This window comes from Staphylococcus roterodami, from assembly GCA_022493055.1.
Classification (GTDB): domain Bacteria; phylum Bacillota; class Bacilli; order Staphylococcales; family Staphylococcaceae; genus Staphylococcus; species Staphylococcus singaporensis.
The window spans coordinates 747612-768629 of record CP092781.1 but is presented as its reverse complement, the minus strand read 5'-3'; the positions used below and the strand labels follow the sequence as shown (position 1 = coordinate 768629).

Annotated in this window: 19 protein-coding genes; 6 read left to right on the top strand and 13 right to left on the bottom strand. The window is 31.1% G+C overall.

Annotated features, from left to right (window positions below):
* The first annotated feature begins 264 nt into the window (after nucleotides 1-264).
* Nucleotides 265-1179 (top strand): diacylglycerol kinase family lipid kinase, encoded by a 915-nt coding sequence (locus ML436_03710; GenBank protein ID UMT78848.1) that lies wholly within the window; start codon nucleotides 265-267, stop codon nucleotides 1177-1179.
* A gap of 371 nt (nucleotides 1180-1550) precedes the next feature.
* On the opposite strand, the gene ML436_03705 is transcribed toward ML436_03710, so the two are convergent.
* From ML436_03705 to ML436_03645, 13 genes are all read right to left on the bottom strand, one after another.
* Nucleotides 1551-2093 carry a 5'(3')-deoxyribonucleotidase gene (locus ML436_03705; protein ID UMT78847.1) on the bottom strand — a complete coding sequence of 181 codons (543 nt, stop codon included), beginning with the start codon at nucleotides 2091-2093 and terminating at the stop codon, nucleotides 1551-1553.
* Between the two features lie 485 nt (nucleotides 2094-2578).
* Nucleotides 2579-3637 carry a histidinol-phosphate transaminase gene (gene hisC / locus ML436_03700; protein UMT78846.1) on the bottom strand — a complete coding sequence of 353 codons (1059 nt, stop codon included), beginning with the start codon at nucleotides 3635-3637 and terminating at the stop codon, nucleotides 2579-2581.
* Nucleotides 3638-3867: 230 nt separating this feature from the next.
* On the bottom strand, nucleotides 3868-5382 hold the full coding sequence (locus tag ML436_03695; protein ID UMT78845.1) for an ABC transporter permease/substrate-binding protein: 1515 nt from the start codon (nucleotides 5380-5382) through the stop codon (nucleotides 3868-3870).
* Nucleotides 5375-6352, bottom strand: a complete 978-nt coding sequence (locus tag ML436_03690) for an ABC transporter ATP-binding protein (protein UMT78844.1) — start codon at nucleotides 6350-6352, stop codon at nucleotides 5375-5377. Before ML436_03690 ends, ML436_03695 begins: the two co-directional genes overlap by 8 nt.
* Nucleotides 6353-6573: 221 nt before the next feature.
* A complete protein-coding gene (gene recQ, locus ML436_03685; GenBank protein ID UMT78843.1) occupies nucleotides 6574-8355 on the bottom strand; it encodes a DNA helicase RecQ in 1782 nt (593 codons plus the stop codon).
* Nucleotides 8356-8365: 10 nt separating this feature from the next.
* Nucleotides 8366-10249, bottom strand: coding sequence for an ABC-F family ATP-binding cassette domain-containing protein (locus ML436_03680; protein ID UMT78842.1), 1884 nt, complete (start codon nucleotides 10247-10249; stop codon nucleotides 8366-8368).
* A 381-nt stretch (nucleotides 10250-10630) separates the two neighbouring features.
* Nucleotides 10631-12571: a polyglycerol-phosphate lipoteichoic acid synthase LtaS gene (ltaS, locus tag ML436_03675; protein ID UMT78841.1), complete on the bottom strand. Its 1941-nt coding sequence runs from the start codon at nucleotides 12569-12571 to the stop codon at nucleotides 10631-10633.
* A gap of 475 nt (nucleotides 12572-13046) precedes the next feature.
* Nucleotides 13047-14051 (bottom strand): biotin-dependent carboxyltransferase family protein, encoded by a 1005-nt coding sequence (locus tag ML436_03670; GenBank protein UMT78840.1) that lies wholly within the window; start codon nucleotides 14049-14051, stop codon nucleotides 13047-13049.
* Nucleotides 14035-14745, bottom strand: a complete 711-nt coding sequence (locus tag ML436_03665) for an allophanate hydrolase subunit 1 (protein UMT78839.1) — start codon at nucleotides 14743-14745, stop codon at nucleotides 14035-14037. Before ML436_03665 ends, ML436_03670 begins: the two co-directional genes overlap by 17 nt.
* Before the next feature lie 98 nt (nucleotides 14746-14843).
* Complete coding sequence (locus ML436_03660) at nucleotides 14844-15050, bottom strand: hypothetical protein (GenBank protein ID UMT78838.1); 207 nt, start codon at nucleotides 15048-15050, stop codon at nucleotides 14844-14846.
* Nucleotides 15051-15114: 64 nt separating this feature from the next.
* On the bottom strand, nucleotides 15115-15723 hold the full coding sequence (locus ML436_03655) for an aminotransferase class IV (GenBank protein UMT78837.1): 609 nt from the start codon (nucleotides 15721-15723) through the stop codon (nucleotides 15115-15117).
* Nucleotides 15723-16874, bottom strand: a complete 1152-nt coding sequence (locus tag ML436_03650) for an anthranilate synthase component I family protein (protein UMT78836.1) — start codon at nucleotides 16872-16874, stop codon at nucleotides 15723-15725. Before ML436_03650 ends, ML436_03655 begins: the two co-directional genes overlap by 1 nt.
* Nucleotides 16858-17451, bottom strand: coding sequence for an aminodeoxychorismate/anthranilate synthase component II (locus ML436_03645; protein ID UMT78835.1), 594 nt, complete (start codon nucleotides 17449-17451; stop codon nucleotides 16858-16860). Before ML436_03645 ends, ML436_03650 begins: the two co-directional genes overlap by 17 nt.
* Before the next feature lie 353 nt (nucleotides 17452-17804).
* On the opposite strand from ML436_03645, the gene queC reads away from it, so the two are divergent.
* The 5 genes from queC (at nucleotide 17805) to ML436_03620 (ending at nucleotide 20990) form a co-directional block, all read left to right on the top strand.
* On the top strand, nucleotides 17805-18473 hold the full coding sequence (gene queC / locus ML436_03640; GenBank protein ID UMT78834.1) for a 7-cyano-7-deazaguanine synthase QueC: 669 nt from the start codon (nucleotides 17805-17807) through the stop codon (nucleotides 18471-18473).
* A gap of 1 nt (nucleotide 18474) precedes the next feature.
* Nucleotides 18475-18894 (top strand): 6-carboxytetrahydropterin synthase QueD, encoded by a 420-nt coding sequence (gene queD / locus ML436_03635; GenBank protein UMT78833.1) that lies wholly within the window; start codon nucleotides 18475-18477, stop codon nucleotides 18892-18894.
* Nucleotides 18895-18897: 3 nt separating this feature from the next.
* A complete protein-coding gene (gene queE, locus ML436_03630) occupies nucleotides 18898-19611 on the top strand; it encodes a 7-carboxy-7-deazaguanine synthase QueE (protein ID UMT78832.1) in 714 nt (237 codons plus the stop codon).
* Between the two features lie 98 nt (nucleotides 19612-19709).
* Entirely contained in the window at nucleotides 19710-20294 is a 585-nt protein-coding gene (locus ML436_03625; GenBank protein UMT78831.1) for a hypothetical protein, read from the top strand.
* Between the two features lie 255 nt (nucleotides 20295-20549).
* Nucleotides 20550-20990 (top strand): DM13 domain-containing protein, encoded by a 441-nt coding sequence (locus tag ML436_03620; protein ID UMT78830.1) that lies wholly within the window; start codon nucleotides 20550-20552, stop codon nucleotides 20988-20990.
* The last annotated feature ends 28 nt before the right edge of the window (nucleotides 20991-21018 follow it).

Below are 21018 nucleotides of genomic sequence, written 5' to 3'. Positions count from 1 at the left end.
TTATGTAACGGTCCTTACACTTCAGCCACAGCAATTGTAAGCTATCTTGCCGTCAGCTTCTGTGTTGGGGCCCACCCCAACCTGCATTGTCTGTAGAAATTGGGAATCCAATTTCTCTTTGTTGGGGCCCCGCCAACTTGCATTGCCTGTAGAAATTGGGAATACAATTTCTCTTTGTTGGGGCCCCGCCAGCTTCTTTGGTATTTACAATTAAAAATGGGTATATATAGTTAGTAAACCAATTTTTAGAAAGTAGGCTAAACTATGGAAAATAAATATACACATGGTGTCCTCTTTTACCATGAACACAGTGGATTAAAAAATATTAATCAAGGTATTGGGGAAGTTACAACAGCATTAAGTTCAATTTGTAAGCATCTTTCTATTCAATTGAGTGAAAATGAAGGAGATATTATCAAATATTGCCAAGAAATCAAAGCTAAAGACTATGCAAGTGATGTAGACATATTATTTATTCTCGGTGGCGATGGTACTGTTAATGAGCTTATTAATGGTGTTATGACATATGACCTTAAATTACCTATTGGTATATTACCAGGCGGTACTTTTAATGATTTTACAAAAACGCTTAATATAGCACCTAATCATAAACAAGCGAGCGAACAAATGATTTCGGCACAAGTTGGTACATATGATGTAATTAAAGTAAATAATCAATATGCACTTAATTTTGTTGGTTTAGGTTTAATAGTTCAAAATGCCGAAAATGTACAAGATGGCTCAAAAGATATATTTGGTAAGTTAAGTTATATTGGCTCTACAGTTAAAACACTATTAAATCCAACACAATTTAATTATCATTTAACTGTTGATAAAAAGTCTTATTCAGGTGAGACATCAATGATATTGACGGCAAACGGCCCATTTATTGGAGGTAGCCGAATACCTTTGACTGATTTATCACCTCAAGATGGTGAATTAAATACATTCATATTTAATGAACAAAGTTTCAGTATTTTAAATGATATTTTCAAAAAACGTGATAGCATGAATTGGAATGAAATTACTCAAGGTATCGAGCATTTACCAGGTAAAAAGATTTCACTTACAACTGATCCCGTCATGAAGGTCGATATAGATGGAGAAATATCATTAGAAACACCTCTTGATATTGAAGTTATTCCAAATGCAATTCAATTGCTAACTGTAAATGAATAGTAATAGTGAATTGACTGTGTATTTAATATCAATAAGATGTGATGATATCATTTTTCCAAATTCTTTATAAAAATATTGGTTTATTAATCTAAATCACAATCTATTAGCAAAAAGTTATTAACTATAGAACCGGCAAATCGAATTTGAATCATCATGGATAATTCGCCCTCTCTATTTTTTTAAATACAAAAAATCGGATGGTGTTTAATCTATTTCAGATTAAATCACTCATCCGATTTATAAAATGTAATATGTTAACTTAGAATGTTTTTTACATGCTATTCTGTATCTCTTGTGATACACATCATATAATATTCTTGCAGGAACTCTGCTCAGTAGTTAATTATCCTCGGTTTTACATTAATATATCTTTACTTATCTATATCAGATAAAAAATACTGTTCAACATCTTTCCACCCATTTACACGTTCAAAACGATCATCATTAATATTATGCACCGCAGTAAACATAATTGGTGTACCAGTAAAAATTTCAAGTTGTCTAGGATTATCGTCAATTAAGTAATCGGTTTTGACAATATTTTTTCTACCACAAAAAACAAAATGTTGCGGGTCTAAAAATGGAAAGAATTCAAGTAACCATTCATATTTATCACTAAATGATGTAGGAACATCCATTGCAGCAGTGGCAATATACACATCATAATGTTTAGTTAACTTTTCAACAACTTCTTGTGCATGTGGCATCACTTTAAGATGTCTAAAGAAACCAGGCTCTCTCAAAACTTCAGTAATTAAACCATCATGTTCTGGAATAACATGTTTTAACTTTTGACCATTTAGGGCTTCCATTTTAATACCTAAATCCGCTCTATGATTGACAGCATCTATTATTTCCCCTAATGTATCTGCCAGAACTTCATCCATATCAATCGCAATTGATTTACGGGTCATTTTAATCTTCTCCTCAAAATATCAGTATTAGTTCAGTATAGCAAAAATATATGTTCGACAAAATAATATAAGACTTATATTATCACATTACCTTTATAATAAATTTATAACGTCAATGATTTAACAATTTTATCAGTATCACTAAATTCAACTTAAAGTTGTCACTTTTTTTACCCAATGTGATATGACTTAGTAACAAAAATATGACGAGGTTGAGACATAAAGTTTTTGTGCTATGGGAAACCGATTAACGGCGTCCCAAAAGCAGGATTTTCGGCAGAAACTCTCACAATTCGACAAAATTTGGAAAACAATTTTGCTCATCGTTCTGTTCTGCTCAAATCCTAAACGCTTTTGTCTCGACCTCCATTGAAATACAAGTTTTTGCATTGTCAGTTGAAATAATCTATTTTTATTGCCATAAATGACATATTTCCATCAACACCTGATTCAAGATAGGATTTCACGCAATGTTATTTTGATTTTTACTCATATTTAAAATTTGATAATACCTCTAACATTTTGTCATTTTGTTCTTTAAACCCTATCGTAATTCTTACCCCATTTGGAAATGGTCGTGTAATACATCCTACATTTAAAAGCGCTTCATACAATTCATTTACATGTGTCGTCTTTACAAATATAAAATTCGTTTGACTAGGTAAAAAATGTATACTTTGTGGTAATTGATAAAATCTTTCTCGCTCGATACTATTTTTATGAGTAATTTCTTTCAAATATTGTTGGTCCTCTAATGCTGCAACTGCTGCATATTCAGAAATACGTGTAACATTAAACGGTGGTCTAATGATATTCCATTTTTCAATGGCTTGTTTACTCGCAACAACATATCCTACACGTAAACCTGCTAAACCATATGCTTTTGAAAACGTACGTAGTAAAAAGGCGTTGTCGTATTTTTCTTGCAATGCTAGAGTATCTGGAAAATCTTGAGATGTTACAAACTCAAAATATGCTTCATCAATAATTACTGGAACATTTGAAGGTACTTGAGATAAAAACGAGTCAAGTGCTTCATGATTAAAGTAAGTACCTGTAGGATTATTCGGATTACATAACCATACTAATGCGGTATCCTCATCAATTGCTTTTAAAATGCCCTCTAAATCGAAACCACCATCTTTTAAAGAAACTTGTACTACATTAGCCGCTTCTACAATTGCATTATGGTAATATTGACCAAATGTTGCTTCACTTGTAACAATAGTATCGCCTGGTGTTAATACTGCCCTTGAAATCATTAATATAACTTCATCTAACCCAGCACCAAATAATATACGTGAAGGGTCCACGTTTAAAAATTTGCTTATCGCCTTTCTCAATGTAGGTGCTCCTGTTTCTGGATAATAATACAACTCATCTAAGTGTGCAGTTATCGTCTCTTTTACTTTAGGCGATGGACCATACAAATTTTCATTCGATGCTAGTTTATATAATTCTCCTTCAATACCATATTTTTCCTTTAATGCCCTTGGTGATAACCCCGGCTGATATGCTGATAATTGATTAAGTTGTTCTTTCATAATAGAAACAGCCTCCTTTGAATTGACTGAAATTTTAAAAAACTTATATTTATTATATCGCTCAATGTTTCTAAAATGCAATGCTACTATTTTCACAATTCGCAATTGTATCAGTGTGATTTCTTGCTCATAATATGTAGCTAACTTTTTTTAACATATACATACATTTAAATATAGCAACGCCACATAAGATATAATGTGGTGCAGCTCATCTTATGTGGCGTTGGTCGTTATTTGATTAACCCTTTTGCTTTTAAATAATCCTTTGCAACTGTGTAAGGGTCTTCGTTTTTGACAGTTACTTTGTAATTCATCATTTGCATATCTTCGTCAGAAATTTTGTTTGCTAGTTTGTTTAGTGGTTTGATAATTTCTGGATGTTTCTTTAAAAAGCTTTCTTTGAATAAAGGTGCACCTTGATATGGTGGAAATACATGTTTGTCATCTTTTAACACAACCATATCATATTGCTTTAATTCAGCGTCAGTTGAATACGCATCGATTAAATTAATATTGCCTTTATTAATTGCTTGATATCTTAATTTAGGTTCCATTGTACGTATATTATTCAAGTCTAAATTATACGCTGTCTTAATTGCTTTGTATCCATCTGGACGATCATTAAACTCTAAAGTAAATCCTGGTTTAAGTTGATCTTTAACTTTATTAAGATCTCCAATTGTCCGTATATTATACTTTTTAGCAAAGTCACGCTTTACTGCTAATGCATAAGTATTATTATATTTCATTGGTTTTAACATTGTCATCTGATATTTCTTTTCAAGGCTCGTTTTAGCTTGTTCATAAACTTTATTCTCTTCTTTTGATTTCAACGGTTCTTTAGTTAATTCACCTAAAACTGTACCTGTAAATTCCAAATATCCATCAATATCATCAGATTTTAAAGCATTGAATAAAAATGCAGTTTTGCCCATGCCATCTTTTACTTCAACAGTGTTATTTGTATTTTCTTCAATTAATATTTTGTACATGTTCGTAATAATAGATGGTTCAGAACCAAGTTTACCAGCTAATGTAATTTTATCTCCTTTTTGTGCAAACATAGGAATAGCGATTGCCAATATAATAATCATTACAATGACACCTAACGTCACCAATAATTTTTTATATGATAATTTAGCCATAAATCTTAAAATTAAATCAAAAATAATTGCTAATAATGCGGCAGGAATAGCACCTAACAAAATTAATGATGCATTATTTCGGTCTATACCTAATAAAATTAAGTCACCTAGTCCACCTGCACCAATTAATGCGGCAAGTGTCGCAGTACCAATGATAAGTACCATGGCAGTTCTAATACCTGCCATAATTACAGGCATTGCAATTGGTAATTCAACCTTAGTTAAACGTCTGAAAGGTTTCATCCCTATACCTTTTGCCGCTTCAATCAAAGAAGGATCTACTTCTTTGATACCAGTATACGTATTCCTTAAAATAGGCAAAAGCGCATAAACAACTAATGCAATAATTGCCGGTACACGACCGATACCAAATAGCGGTATCATTAATCCTAATAATGCTAATGACGGAATCGTTTGAAGTATTGCAGCAATATTCATAACGATTTCAGATATCGTTTTAGTTTTAGTTAGTAAAATACCAAGTGGTACAGCAATCGCAGTCGCAATTAATAATGCTATAAATGATATTTGAATATGTTCAATCATTGTAGATAGTAATTGTCCCTTACGTTCACCCAATATTTCAAAAAAGTTAGTCATGTTGAGCTACCCCCTTTTGTTGGGACAAAAACTTAAATATATCTTGTCGATCAATGACATACTGTCCAACATGGTTTTCAAGCATAACAATAACACGTTCGTGCTCTGCTAAAAGCTGATATAATTTTTCAACTCGTTCATTGTCATCTACAATTGGAAAATCTCCAGTTGATGTAATTTCATCTATTGGCCTCATAATATTCAAATCACGAATACTTAAATTATGCTCTACACATGGTGCTTCATCTTCCAAATGGCTACCCATAAATTGCTTTACAAATTCACTTTGTGGATTGTTTTTAAATCCTTCTGGTGTATCAATTTGTTCAATGTGACCTTCATTTAAAAGACAAATTTTATCACCAAGTTTCATAGCTTCTTGAATGTCATGTGTTACGAAAATAATTGTCTTCTTTATTTTTGTTTGAAGTTCAATTAAATCATCTTGTAATTTTTCTCGGCTAATTGGATCTAATGCACTAAACGGTTCATCCATTAAAATAACTGGAGGGTCAGCTGCTAATGCTCGTATAACACCGACACGTTGGCGTTGACCACCTGATAATTCATCAGGTTTTCTATTTTTATATTTTTCTGGTTCTAAGCCAACCATATCAAGTAATTCATCCACTCTTTTATCTATGTCTTTCTCTTTCCACTTTTTCATTTGTGGCACTTGTGCTATATTCTCTTTGATTGTCATATGTGGGAATAACGCAATCTGTTGTAATACATAGCCAATATCCCAGCGCATCTCATACACAGGATAATCACTAATTGGTTTATCTTTAAAATAAATATAACCTTCACTTAAGTGAATGAGTCGATTTATCATTTTTAAAGTCGTTGTCTTTCCACAACCTGAAGGTCCGATTAACACAAAAAATTCACCTTCATTAATATTGAAACTAATGTTATCGACAGCAACATGTTTGCCATAACGTTTAGTTACATTTTTAAACTTAATCACTTTGCCACCTCTTTTTTTCTCATAGCATAAAACCGAGATTATATGTATGTATTCCCTATTTAACCATGTTTATTACAATTTTCAAATTTAAATGATTAATATTTGAAGTTTTTTATCAAAATAATGAATGAAATACAATTTCTCGTATAGAATTAGGATTATTTTTCTTATATTTAGAAAAAACACCCAGTAAAACAATGAATGTTTACTAGGTGCCTCAATCATACTTTAGCTTTATAATTTTGGATTGTTTCTAAAAATGCTGGGCAATAGTGTTTTAGCTTATAACTACCAACACCATCAATATTAATCATATCTTGCTTCGAGGCAGGTTTTCGTTTAGCAAATTCTTCTAGTGTATAATCCGAAAAAATACTTACAGGTGCAATGGTTAATTTGTCACTTAATTTTTTACGAACTTCCACTAATTGACTGAATAAAGCACGATCTACACCTTCGACTGTATTAATAAATACTTTTTCAGTTGCTTTTTGTTTAAATGGTGTAGTAAAAACTTCTACCTTATTACTAAGTAATTTTTTAATTGATGTATCACACATTAATATTTCATCATTTTCATTTAAAAATCCTTTAAATCTTAATTCATCAATTAAATGACTTAACTCTGATGTTGTGTAACCTTTCATTAATCCATGAGTTGAAATTTGGTCATAACCTTTATATTTAATATAATCGGTTGTTTCACCTCTAAGCACCTGAATGATTACACTATAACTTTCTTGTTGTTTCATACGCGCAATACAACTAATAATCATCTTTGCTTCTTGAGTCATATTATACGATTTATCCTGTTGAACACAATTACTGCATTGTTCACATTCTTCTAATTTCTCATTCGGCTCAAAATAATGAACAATTGTTGCTTCTAAACACTTTTTCGTTTTAGTATATTGAATCATTTTAGTTAATTTTTCGCCCATTTTATCTTTATAATCATCATCAGCTTGTGAGACTGTTATAAAATATTCATGCAAATTGATATCACGTTCACTAAATAATAAAATACATTCACTTTTTAAGCCGTCACGACCTGCACGTCCAGCTTCTTGATAATACGATTCTAAATCACCCGGCATATTATAATGTATAACAAAACGAACATTTGATTTGTCAATTCCCATACCAAAAGCATTTGTTGCAACAACTACCTTCACACGATCAAATAAGAAGTCGTTTTGTGCTTCCTCACGTTCTTTATTACTTAAACCTGCATGATATATAACACTTTCTATCTTTTGACTTTCTAAAGCTTCTTGAAGTTCTTCAACTTGCTTACGTGTCGAACAGTAAACGATGCCTGCATCTTCATCGTGAGATTTAATATAATCAATGACAAATTTTTGACGTTGATACGTAGGATTCACTTTAAAAATCAAATTTCTACGTTTCGTACTCGTTTTTATTTGATCTGCTTGAGCAATATTTAACTTTTCTCTAATATCTTGTTGAACTTCAACAGTTGCAGTTGCTGTTAACGCAATAATTGTAAAATCTTGAGGTAAAGTAAACACTTTAGAAATTACATTTTGATAACTCGGTCTAAAATCATGTCCCCATTTGGAAATACAATGGGCTTCATCAAATGCAACTAAATGAATTTTGATACGTTGAAGTAAATTTAAAAAATATCGATTTTCAAAACGCTCTGGTGCCACGTATAAAAATTGAATTTCACCATTTGATAATTCTTTTTCAATACGTTGTTGTTCTTTTTGTGACAAGCTACTATTAAGAAAGGCAGCTTGTACCCCCATCGCTTTTAGTTGATCCACTTGATCTTTCATTAATGAAATCAATGGACTTATAACTATCGTTGTACCGCCTAACATCAAACCTGGTACTTGATAGCATATCGACTTACCACCACCTGTTGGTAAGACACCAAGCACATTACGATGGTCAAGCACTTTACTTATAATTTCTTCTTGTCCTGGACGAAACGTTTCATATCCAAAGTAATGCGATAAAGTTTGTTGCATCATATTTGACCCCTTATTGTAGTTCTTTAATTTCTTCTAACTCACTCCATCTTGTGATGTCAATATCATATTGATTTTCCAGTTGTTCTTTTTCTTCATTTAATTCTTTAATTTTCCCATAATCTGCACTAGCTTCAATCATAAGTGAATCAATTTCTTCCATACGTATTTCAGTATGTTCAATACGTTCCAATAATTGTTCGTACTCTAATTTTTCTTTGTATGATAATCCGCTTTTCTTACGTACATTTGCTGATGCTTTTATTGGTTGCTTGATTGTAGCTTTATTTTTATCTAATGACTTTTTATAATTTTCATAGTCTTCGAATGTGCCTATAATCTTTTCCATTTTACCATCATGAATAAACCAATATAGCTGTGCGACTTTATTTAAAAAGTATCTATCATGGCTCACTGTAATGACTGTACCACCGAAAGTATGAATATAATCTTCAAGTATTGTTAATGTTTCGGTATCCAAATCATTAGTAGGCTCATCTAATAATAAAACATTCGGTTGATGGACTAGTAAACGCAATAAGTATAAGCGTTTTTGTTCACCACCTGATAATTTATAAACTTTTTTACCATGTGTTGCACTTGGAAATAAAAATCGTTCAAGAAGTTGTGTAATAGAAACGGAAGTACCATCTTTTTCTTTTGCCAGTTCACTTTCTTCTCTTAAATAATCAATCATTCTGATGTCTCTATCTAAGGTTTCATCCGTCTGCTTAAAATAGGCTACTTTAACTGTCTGTCCTGTTTTTAATGTACCTTCAAAATATTGGTCTTCTCCACTCAGAATATTCAATAAAGTCGTTTTCCCAGCACCATTAGGACCTACAATACCAATTCGTTGTCCTTTTTGGATAATTTCATTCACGTTTTTAAATAGTACTTTATCGTTAATTGCCTTTGAAACATTTTCTAATTCAAATACTTGCTTACCTAATCTTGAATATGCAAGGTTCAATTCACCTTTATCTTCTTTGAATTGTTGATTAACTTCCTGTTCCAAATCATTAAATCGATTGATTCTAGCTTGTTGCTTTGTTGTACGTGCCTTAGCACCTGCTCTCATCCATGCAAGCTCTTCTTTATATAATGCACGTTGCTTTTGTTGTTGTTTTTGAAGCGTAATTTCTTTTTCTGCACGCATTTCAATATAGAATTCATAATTACCTGGATATGTTTCTATTTTTCCTCTTTTTAGCTCTATAATTCTGGTAGAGACTTCATTTAAAAAGTATCTATCATGCGTTACAAATAATACAGTGTGTGGATATTGCTTTACGTAGTTAATTAACCAATTAATTGATTCAAAATCTAAATGGTTCGTCAGCTCATCTAATAACAATAAGTCTGGTTGTTCAATTAACGTTTTAGCCAGAACAACACGTTTTTGTTGTCCACCCGATAATTCCTTAATTTGCTTAGTCGTATCATGAATACCTAATTTTGATAAAATGGTTTTAATTTCAGCATTATAGTCCCATGCATCATGTTGATCCATAGCATCTTGCGCGTCCATCATTCTCTTAAATAATTGATCACTTTGATTAACAGAATAAGCTTGAACTGCTTGTTCATATTGCTTAATGATTCTTAATGTTGTTGTATCAGAGCTTAATACTGCATTGAAAACAGTCAACTCATCATCTAAGTCCTGTTTTTGAGACGAATATCGAATTCGATATTGGTTTGGATGCATTACATTGGCAGTAAAATCATCATCAATACCACCAATTACTTTTAATAACGTACTTTTACCTGTACCGTTTATACCGACTAGACCAATTTTTTCACCTTCTGATATTGATAAATCAAGGTTATCGAAAATAATTTTATCGGCATATGATTTATTTAAATGTTCAATTTTATATGCTTCCATACCCATCTTCCTTTATCTAATAAAATCTATACGTTCTTAAATCAGTTCTATATATTATACACCTTTTTCAATTTAAATGAAATCGATACCATTAAGTAGCTTCCAATAAAAACTAGGTCGGGACAAAAGCGTTTAGGATTTGAGCAGAACCGAACGATGAGCAAAATTGTTTTCTAAATTTTGTCGAATCGTGAAAGTTTCTGACGAAAATCCTGCTTTTGGAACGCCGTTAATCGGTTTCCCAGAGCACAAAAGCTTTATGACTCAACCTCTTATTCATTAAAATAAACAAACACTTACTAAGAAGATATTCATCATGTCTATTTTATCGGCTCTAAATAAGACAAAACCCGAATTGATAATAAATCAATTCGGGTTGAAATTATATTATTTTTTAGAGTTTGCTTTTGGCCCAGTTTCATATTTATACTTCGAAGGATTTACCTTTTTGAAGTCTGGATTTTTGTAAAATCTAAACAAGTCACCATTAAGCACGTTGTCACTCATTTCGAGATCTTTTTCAACTTGCTTTTTATTCTTTTCAAAGTCAGCTGGTTTAGTAGTTAATAGTTCATTATTTTTATTTGAATAAATTTTACCATTAACATATTTATAATCTTTCGTTATAAAGTCACCATTTCTGAATGGTACAACTTGATTATGATCTTTAGAGAATAAATCAGTACCAAACATTAAGTAGTTTTTAGAATCAATACCAGCTAAATGTAGAATTGTTGGCATTACATCTACTTGTCCAGCATATTCGTTGTTGATACCACCAGATTTTCCTGGGATTTTAATCCAGAAACCAGTTCTGTTTAAATCTGTAAATTTCGCTGGTGTAATTTTCTCGCCTAATAGTTTTTCCATTGCATTATTATGATTTTCAGAAATACCATAATGGTCACCGTAAATCATAATTACAGAGTTGTCATATAAACCTTTTTTCTTCAAGTCATTGATATATTCTTCTAAAGCTTCGTCTAGATAACGTGCAGTTTGAATATATCCGTCTACCGTCGCATCACCTGTATTAGGTTTCTCAATCGTTGCATCCTTTTCATCTAATGTGAAAGGATAATGATTTGTTAATGTAATTAAATGTGAATAAAACGGTGATTTCATTTTAGCTTGATAATTCGCTGAATCTTTGAAGAAGATTTTATCTTTCAAGCCTAAATTAACAACATTTTTGTCTGACATATCATAATATGTTGCATCATAAAACTTGTCTATACCAAAGTGTTTGTATACTTGGTCTCTGTTCCAGAATGTTTTATAGTCACCATGCATTACATCAGATTTATAACCTTGCTTTTGATCTAAAATTGCTGGTAGTGACTGATACGTATTATCACCTTTTAGTGAATAAGCAGAACCTTGTGGTAAACCATATAAACTATTATCCATTGTAAACTCAGAGTCGGATGTTTTACCTTGTCCTGTTTGATGGAAGAAATTAGGGAAATAAGTAAACTGTTCTTTCCCGCTTGATAGTTTATTTAAAAACGGTGTTACTTCTTTACCATTAACTTTCTTATTAATTAAGAATGTTTGGAAACTTTCTAAATGTATCTTAATGATGTTTTTCTTCTTAGCTGCCCCATAATATTCTGGGTTTGGTTCTGTTTGACGTTGTTTAGTATAATTCAATACTTTTGTTAAATCATCTTCAGATGCCAGTGCTTTTTGTTGATTATTTTCGATTGTTTTCACACCATCATATACTGTGAAGTTATATGGTCCTAAATATTTAACTAAATATTTATGGTCAAATGTACGTGTTAACAATTCAGGTCTGTCTGTTTCAGCAAAAGCTAAGTTTAAGAAGAATAGTGCTACTGATGCCGCCATAACAACAGGAACAAATTTCTTACTAAATGCTTTAGTGTCTAACCATTTCGTTTTAAATATTAAAATGAATAAGTAAACTAACGTATCTATGAAGTATACAAAGTCATACCACTTGAATGAAGCACTAACAGCTCCACCCATTGATTCTACGTTACCTACTTGGTTCAAAGTACTAAACGTTAAAAAGTCTGAGAAGAATCTAAAGTACACAACGTTGGCATATAATAGGAAAGTTAATAAGAAACCACCTATAAACATGAACCAAAATGCTTTCTTACCTTTAAAGAATAGGAACACACTTAAAATAAGTGCTACTAAACTATATGGATTCATCAATAAAATTAAGTTTTGTACTAAACCTTTAACACCTAAAGAAAAATCAACATAATAAGAAAAATACGTCTTCAAGGTAATCGTTATTACAGTTAGTAAGAAGAACGCAAAAAGACTAATTTTCTTTTTTTGTGAACTCATGATTCTTTCCCCCGTTATTTAGATATTAAATCTTGCGAAAGTACTTGAATAAATTAGATATTAACATTATGTAGTTATATAATCAGCGTGTTTAAAAGTTAACATTGTCATAATTAAAGTATTTACTTTCAGATTTAAGTTTTAAAAATTCAATTGCTTGTAACATCAACCCGATTGTTAACCGATAATTGATTGCTACAATACTTTATTAATCGTGTGAATTTTTATGTTTATATTTATCATTCAATTAACAAAGTTAAACTTTGTAATCAAATTGTAATAATAAGTATAGCTCAATTAATTAATATAGAGTAATTTTAGTCAAAATTCAAGTAAAAACACACTTTATCTTTATCATTTTCTGCAAAACAAGAAAAATATTAATGTATTTTGAAATCAAAACACAGTATTTTTTTATTATACAGCAGGAGACTTTTTGAATCATCAGACTCTAGTATGAGCTTTCTCAATTGACTTACTTCAACATTTCTAACTGCATTCTATATTCTATACCGTGGAATAGTTGATTTAACCAATTACTATATTTCACAAGATTTTTTTCAGCCGTTAAAATATCTATAAATTGAAATTTCAATCTTGAACCTTGTGGTTTTTGCGCTAATTTTGTTAAATGGTAGCTTGCTATTGTACCTAATTGCGGATAGCTACCTAATGTATAATGGTCATTCAATAAGATGATTGGTGTACCGTCACGCTTTATTTGTATAGTCCCTTTTTTTACCGTTTGATATGGAGGCATGTCTTCGTAAAAAGCTTTAATCTTTTCACCTTCTAACATCATACCCATTCTATTCGCTTTGCTCGTCACTTTATAATCATGTTTAACAAAACGTTGTATTGCATCTTCTTTAAAGTCTTCAGTACCTTTATTTTTAATAACATGAAAGACATCAGACATATAATTAAATGATAGCGCGTATCCATCAATACCCCAATCAGTTTGTTTAGTGTGTTGAAGGTTTTCGAATAGTTTATGATGACGAGATGTATATGATCGTTTCAGTTTGATTTCATCGCCATCTTGTAATTTCCTGCCATGAAAACCACCGATTTTCACATTAAAATCTGTAGAATTTGAACCAAGCCATTCATCTAATTCGAATCCGCCACCAACTGCAAGATAAACGCGAGAAGTATGACTTGTTTCTTTAAATCTTAGTACGTCCCCTTTATCAATTAAGTATAATTTATAAGGCACTATTGTCATTTTATCTGTGTAGGCTTTAACATGCCCACCAGCCAATGCTATAAGTGTAGGTTCCGTAAAACGAATCGTCGCCATCTTATTCGTCATTTCTAATGTTGCTTCATTTTTATCATTAGCGACTAATCGATTAGCAATTTCATGTGCTAAAGTATCAAGTGCACCACACGGAATTACACCGTCATGCTCATATCCTCTTCTACCAAAGTCTTGAAAGCTACTGAATAAGCCACTTTTTTCAATTATAATTGCCATCTTTATACGCTCCCAGTTCTAATTCATCCTTATTAATTGGTTTGAATTTAATATTATCGCCTAATTTTAATCGCGCGAAATTTTTTTCATTCGGATTAAAAAGAGATATTGGTGTATAACCAATGACTAGCCAATCGTTAAACGTATCAGTAGTCACAATCCCACACTTTTTACCTTCTAAGACAACCGAACCAGCAGGGATAAATTTTTTCTCATTACTCGTATGATTAACATATAATTTTTTATTTAAGCCAGTTAAATAAGGGAAACCAGGTGAATATCCCATCATTGAAACAAAATATTGTGATTTGGAATGTAGCTCTATAAATGATTCTAATTTCAGTTTGTAGTGTTTTAATAGCGCTTCTAAATCAGGTCCATAATTTGATCCATAAACAATAGGTATTTCTATCGATTCTTGTTGCTTAAATTCATGTTTTATATTTAAATGAATAGATTCTATCAACGCTTTCATATATAGAAAAGGTGACTGGATATTATGATGTTTAATCATATCTCTTGCATCATAAACAATCATCATATCTGATTCAGAAGGTACAATTTCTATAATAAATGGATAATTTTGTTCAACTAAATATGATCGTAATGTTAGTAAATCTTCTGTTAAACTTTTAGATACTTCTTTTTCAATTGCTACAACGATAGCTTGGTCACCTTGACTATATATTTTCATATGTACACCTCTTCAAAATTTATACACATTGGTATATTTACGTTATTTCTATTTTAATAAAAAACTCATTAACGTTTTAATCGAACTTTATACATGACTTACTGATGATACAGTAAATCCATCATCCTAACAACATATGGCATAATTTCACGTATCAAAGCATAGACTAGTACAAAACTAATAAAAGTCGTAATCGTTGCTACTAGACGAACAAAGTATGTTCTATTTTCAGTAAGCAATCGATTTACAATGCGATGATTTGCAACAACTAAAATTAACAACAGTACGATATAAACAATGATCATATTGGTCCCCATTTAACATTATTTTAGCTTTCAATTTAATTTCTACATTATTATCTCTTTAATTTTAAAGGCAAAGGTGTACTACGGCAACCTCTCGCAAACTATTTATGAGAAATAAACGAATCTCACCATTACGATATTTAACAATTAATTCATTTTTATCAAAGTCTTTCTCAGTTAGCTTGTTTTGGTCTATTAAATAAGTCCGCATACACCCTTTCAAGAAATCTCCATCATATATGGGCGTGTACCATTTACCATTTTCTTCAATTACTATATTTCCAATATCGAATTCAAGTACTTTACCGTTAGTAGATGTTAGTAATACTAAATCTGTTTCATGCTGATGATCTAAATGCTTACGTTCTGTCGTTTTGTTATTTAAAAAAATGGGATTAACCGAATCTGGGAGTGTTTGTATCTTAGATGTAAATACATTTTTCTTCGGTAATGGTGCAACTATCGTTTCAAAATCACCTTCAGCATTCAAAATGACTTTCAATCTATATTCCCCTGTACGATATTTAAATGCCATTTCATCGATAAGTTTATGCCATAGTTGCTCATTGAATTGAAAGTTCAATCGTTGAGCGGAAAGTTTTAAACGCTTTGTATGATATTTAACTCTTGAAATCTGACCGTTATCAATTTTCATTGTTTCAAATAATTGCATCATAACATCTCCAAAATCTTAGTCTTTGCATAAAATTCTTTAACTTCATCCAATGGATTAGAGTCAATCGTTATACCAGCTCCAACCCCATAAACCGCTTGTCCATTTATATATTCGATGGTACGAATTGGAATATTGAAAATCATCTTTTGATCATTATTAGGTAGTAATAATCCAATTGCACCACAATAAATACCACGAGGTGAGCTTTCTAATTGTTTAATGTACTTCATTGTATTGAGTTTAGGTGCACCTGTAATCGAGCCACATGGAAATAGTGCTGTTAAAATTTTTAATAAATCGGTATTCGGTAATAAAGTTCCGCCTACCATAGTCGTCATTTGAAATACTGTATTATACGTCTCTATAAAAAAAGGTTTATATACATTAATTGTCCCGCTTCTTGATATTCTACCTATATCATTGCGCAATAAATCAACAATCATTACATTTTCTGCACGATCTTTTGCAGATAATTTTAAAGTTTCATAATTAAATTGGTCCTCTGCATCTGAATTTCCACGGGGCATTGTACCTTTCATTGGTTTACTAATAATGATATTCTCCGTACCTTGAAAATTCCCTTTTTGAAAAAATAATTCTGGTGAAATTGATGCTACTTGAACTTCATCGGTATCTAACAATACGGTGTAATTTCCGTTACCAAATTGTGTTAACTGATTATATAAAGTCGTGATTGGATAATATATTTCATCTATTAATCGAGTTGTATAGTTTACTTGATATGTTTCACCTTCTACGATTGCTTGTTGGACACGTTTTATATTAGCTATCATATTTTCAGATGTCTCGGTAAACGAAAATTGATGATTGGATTCATACGTTTCATTTTGCTTGTTATTTGAATCCAATTTTTTAATTTTTCCAAAACTATATGCCGCCGCAATTATATTGTCTAACTCTTGAAAATGAGTTGCCATTGAAGGATTAAAATACTTCGATGCTTCGTAACTTAAATATAACGCAACATAATTACCTTGCTGTTGTTGTGCTTCAGCAAATTGAATTACCCTACCAACTTCATTTATATTTGTAGCTATATTTTTAGCAACTAATTCATTCATTTGAATATGATGTTGCTCATAATCATGCTCATTTAAATAATAGCGATAATTAAATTCTATTTTCATTATTTTCACACACCTTTGCTAAAAATAATTCAATTTGCTTATAACCATATTCACTCAATATAGACTCGGGATGATATTGCACACCATACATTGGGTATGATTGATGTTCTAACCCCATAATGATGTTCTCATCATTTGTGGCAGTTATAGTTAAACATTTTGGGAACGATTGTTGCTCAGCAATTAATGAATGATAACGCATAACATTAAAATTTTGTGGAATATCTTCAAAAATACCGACGCCTAAATGTTGCAATTGTGTTGTATGCCCATGTACAGGTCGATGGCTATGTATTATTCTTCCTCCAAAAAATGAAACGATACATTGAAAGCCTAGACACACACCTAAAATTGGAATCTGTTTATGAAAATATTTTATTACTTTATAAAGTAAAGGATAGTCATCTGGTTTACCAGGTCCAGGTGAAATGACGATAGCTTGTGGCGATAAATTAATCACCTGTTCAATCACAAGTGAATCAATACCTATAACCTCAACCGGTAATTTTGTTTGTATCTTAATATAGTCTATTAAGTTATATGTAAATGAATCATTGTTATCTATGACTAGAATCATATTAAACTCCCGTTCTAATTATGTTATTTATTTGTAATATATTATTCTTGTATCTTCAACATTAGTAGCATTGTCACTTTACTGACCTTGATTTTAACTACTATATGGTTTATTCTAATCTTCGTACATAAATTAATATCAGAGGTTCCTAGCTGAAACCCTCTATAAAAAACTAGACACTGAAATTTCAAACTTCTGTTGGTATGCCTTATAAATTATATTATATGAGCAACCCATTTCTTTCGTCTATCTTTTATGGAGATAGGCTTTTTTTATTTTATTAATTAAAAAGAAGCTTATCAACGTCATTAACCTCTCTATTAATTTTACAAATGATAGGAGCGATTATAATAATGGAAAGCGTATTAAATAATGAAAAAGCAATCGTTGTCTTTAGTGGTGGTCAAGACAGTACTACATGTCTATTTTATGCAAAAAAGCATTTTAAAGATGTAGAGCTCGTGACATTCAATTACGGACAAAGACATGATACTGAAATTGAAGTAGCAAAACAAATTGCAAATGAACAAGGAATGAAACATCACGTTTTAGATATGTCATTATTATCTCAACTCACTCCTAACGCCTTAACTCAACATGATATGGAAATCACTAACAACGAAGATGGCATACCTAATACTTTTGTACCAGCAAGAAATTTACTTTTCTTATCATTTGCAGGCGCCCTTGCATATCAAATTGGTGCAAAACATATTATTACTGGTGTTTGCGAAACTGATTTTTCAGGTTACCCAGATTGTCGTGATAGTTTTATAAAATCAATGAACGTGACTTTAAGTTTAGCTATGGATAAAGATTTTGTCATTCATACCCCATTAATGTGGTTAAACAAAGCAGAGACTTGGCAGTTAAGTGACGAGCTTGGTGTTTTAGATTATATCCGTACCAATACATTAACTTGTTACAACGGTATCGTTGGTGATGGCTGTGGTGAATGTCCAGCATGTCAATTACGTCAACGTGGATTAAATCAATATCTTGAAAGTAAAGGAGTGCTTTAAAATGTTACAACAAATATATCCAAGTACAACTCATCCATACCAGTTCGAATTAAACAAAGACTTCAATTTTTCGGCGGCGCATCACATTCCATGTGAAGAAGCTGGTATTTGTCAAAATGTTCACGGCCATACTTACTTTGTTAATTTGACAATTGTTGGTGATAAACTTGATGATACAGGTTTTTTAGTAAACTTTAGTCATTTAAAGAAGATGATACATGGTAAATTTGATCATCAATTATTAAATAACTTACCAGCTTTTAAAAATAAAATACCTTCAACAGAAATTGTTGCTGAAACGATTTATCAAATTGTAAAAGAAAATTTAGATATACTTGAGCATCAACCTAAATGTATTCAAGTGTTTGTAAGAGAAACACCTACTAGTTATGTTGTATATAGACCAAAGGAGCAGGTGTAATCCATGGCAAAGATTCCTGTACTTGAAATATTTGGCCCAACAATACAAGGCGAAGGTCGTGTAATTGGTAGGAAAACGATGTTTGTAAGAACTGCTGGCTGTGATTATCGTTGTAGCTGGTGCGATTCAGCATTCACATGGGACGGTAGTGCAAAAGGCGATATAAAACTTATGACCGCAGAAGAAATATATGATGAATTAAGGCGTATCGGTGGCGAACAATTTAACCATGTCACTATTTCTGGCGGCAATCCAGCATTAATTAAAGGTATTCAAGAATTAGTTGATTTATTTCAAGATAAAGGTATTTATAGTGCATTAGAAACACAAGGAAGTAAATTTCAACCTTGGATGACTCAAATTGATGATTTAACGATAAGTCCAAAACCGCCAAGTTCTTCAATGACACCTGATTTAATTAAATTAGATGAAGTTATCAAACAATGCGTACCATCTTCATTGAATTTAAAAGTGGTTGTATTTGATGATAATGATTATGAATTCGCAAAAATGATTCATCATCGTTACCCTGATATCCCCTTTTATTTACAAGTTGGTAATCCTTACTTGTCTGAAAGTGTCGATAATCATACTGCTAAATTATTAGAACGCTACGAACAATTAGTAGATTTAGTTATGCAAAGTAGTGATATGAATCATGTTTATGTGTTGCCACAGTTACACACTTTACTATGGAGCAATAAAAAAGGTGTATAAATATTAGCTGATTTTTCTTTTTATAAGTCGTATCTAATGAATAACAAAATATTAATTGATATAATAGTTGATTGAAGTATAACGAACAGGAGTCCATCATGATTGTATATATATTAATTAATATTGCTATCGTCATACTTATTACTGGATTTAATTTATATCGGCATCGAATGCAACAATTATCATTAAGTGCTATGTTGTTGTCTATCACAGTCAATGCCATTATAAATACATTCATTATTGATAAATATAATTTCATTACAATATGTACTATAACTATGTTTATCATTTGGACGATACTACAGATTTATATCGATAAAAAATTAAAACCTGTATATATTACAGATCAAAAATTTATTGCCATTATATTAACGATTGTTGTCAGCTTAACACAACGTGTCACAGACTTCTCAAGTACACAATCTATATATATGTCTATACCGTTTTTAGCCCCTGCCATTTTCATTGTCGGTGGTATCATGTTGTTTACTGCAACTTTCAATAATTTAGATAATGATGCTGAAAATAATAAAAAAATTAAACGACTAATGATTAAAGGACTTATTATCATTAACATATCATTTATCGTTATGATGGTCTTAACGCCATATTGGTACTTATATTTAATCGTTTATATAATTTTCTTATTATTCTTGTTATGGCAAAAGGTGTACAAATTTTAAATTAAAACGCTAAAAAACACTACTGATTTAATGCTGAATCAGTAGTGTTTTTTATTTTCTATTTTAAGTTGATTTATACCTATCATCTTTCCAACAACCCATTTATTTAAATCAGACAAATATTTACATTTTCAAATTATTCTTTCTTCAATATTAGTTAAGCGATATTTAAACGAAGTTAAGAATTAGTTAATGGCATATTATTTGCCTTCATTTTAAACTTAACTTATCAAATTGAAGAAATGAGGAGTTAGCATGAATACAAAATATTTTTTAGCAGTTGGCGCTGTTGCAGCTGTATTAACTTTAGGCGCTTGTGGTAATTCTAATTCACAGGATCAAGGTAATAAAACTGAACAAAAGACAAAATCAGAAGACAGCAACGTTAAAACTGATAAAACAAAACACCTAACAGGTACATTTAGTTCTAAAAATGGTGAAACTGTTGAAGGTAAAGCTGAAATTAAAAATGGTAAATTAATGCTTACTAACTACAAATCATCTAAAGGTCCTGATTTATACGTTTACCTAACTAAAAATGGCGACATAAAAAATGGTAAAGAAATCGCAATGGTAGACTACGATAAAGAAAAACAAACATTTGATCTTAAAAATGTTGATTTAAGTAAATACGATGAAGTTACAATTTATTGTAAAAAAGCACACGTTATCTTTGGTGGCGCTAAATTAAAATAATCAATTTCTGAGTTACACATTTTATTAA

What these genes read in the sequence shown, in the direction of transcription:
- ML436_03710 (UMT78848.1), top strand. Translation starts at nt 265, where the DNA reads ATGGAAAATAAATATACACATGGTGTCCTCTTTTACCATGAACACAGT.
- ML436_03705 (UMT78847.1), bottom strand. Translation starts at nt 2,093, where the DNA reads ATGACCCGTAAATCAATTGCGATTGATATGGATGAAGTTCTGGCAGAT.
- hisC (UMT78846.1), bottom strand. Translation starts at nt 3,637, where the DNA reads ATGAAAGAACAACTTAATCAATTATCAGCATATCAGCCGGGGTTATCA.
- ML436_03695 (UMT78845.1), bottom strand. Translation starts at nt 5,382, where the DNA reads ATGACTAACTTTTTTGAAATATTGGGTGAACGTAAGGGACAATTACTA.
- recQ (UMT78843.1), bottom strand. Translation starts at nt 8,355, where the DNA reads ATGATGCAACAAACTTTATCGCATTACTTTGGATATGAAACGTTTCGT.
- ML436_03680 (UMT78842.1), bottom strand. Translation starts at nt 10,249, where the DNA reads ATGGGTATGGAAGCATATAAAATTGAACATTTAAATAAATCATATGCC.
- ltaS (UMT78841.1), bottom strand. Translation starts at nt 12,571, where the DNA reads ATGAGTTCACAAAAAAAGAAAATTAGTCTTTTTGCGTTCTTCTTACTA.
- ML436_03670 (UMT78840.1), bottom strand. Translation starts at nt 14,051, where the DNA reads ATGGCAATTATAATTGAAAAAAGTGGCTTATTCAGTAGCTTTCAAGAC.
- ML436_03665 (UMT78839.1), bottom strand. Translation starts at nt 14,745, where the DNA reads ATGAAAATATATAGTCAAGGTGACCAAGCTATCGTTGTAGCAATTGAA.
- ML436_03660 (UMT78838.1), bottom strand. Translation starts at nt 15,050, where the DNA reads ATGATCATTGTTTATATCGTACTGTTGTTAATTTTAGTTGTTGCAAAT.
- ML436_03655 (UMT78837.1), bottom strand. Translation starts at nt 15,723, where the DNA reads ATGCAATTATTTGAAACAATGAAAATTGATAACGGTCAGATTTCAAGA.
- ML436_03650 (UMT78836.1), bottom strand. Translation starts at nt 16,874, where the DNA reads ATGAAAATAGAATTTAATTATCGCTATTATTTAAATGAGCATGATTAT.
- ML436_03645 (UMT78835.1), bottom strand. Translation starts at nt 17,451, where the DNA reads ATGATTCTAGTCATAGATAACAATGATTCATTTACATATAACTTAATA.
- queC (UMT78834.1), top strand. Translation starts at nt 17,805, where the DNA reads ATGGAAAGCGTATTAAATAATGAAAAAGCAATCGTTGTCTTTAGTGGT.
- queD (UMT78833.1), top strand. Translation starts at nt 18,475, where the DNA reads ATGTTACAACAAATATATCCAAGTACAACTCATCCATACCAGTTCGAA.
- queE (UMT78832.1), top strand. Translation starts at nt 18,898, where the DNA reads ATGGCAAAGATTCCTGTACTTGAAATATTTGGCCCAACAATACAAGGC.
- ML436_03625 (UMT78831.1), top strand. Translation starts at nt 19,710, where the DNA reads ATGATTGTATATATATTAATTAATATTGCTATCGTCATACTTATTACT.
- ML436_03620 (UMT78830.1), top strand. Translation starts at nt 20,550, where the DNA reads ATGAATACAAAATATTTTTTAGCAGTTGGCGCTGTTGCAGCTGTATTA.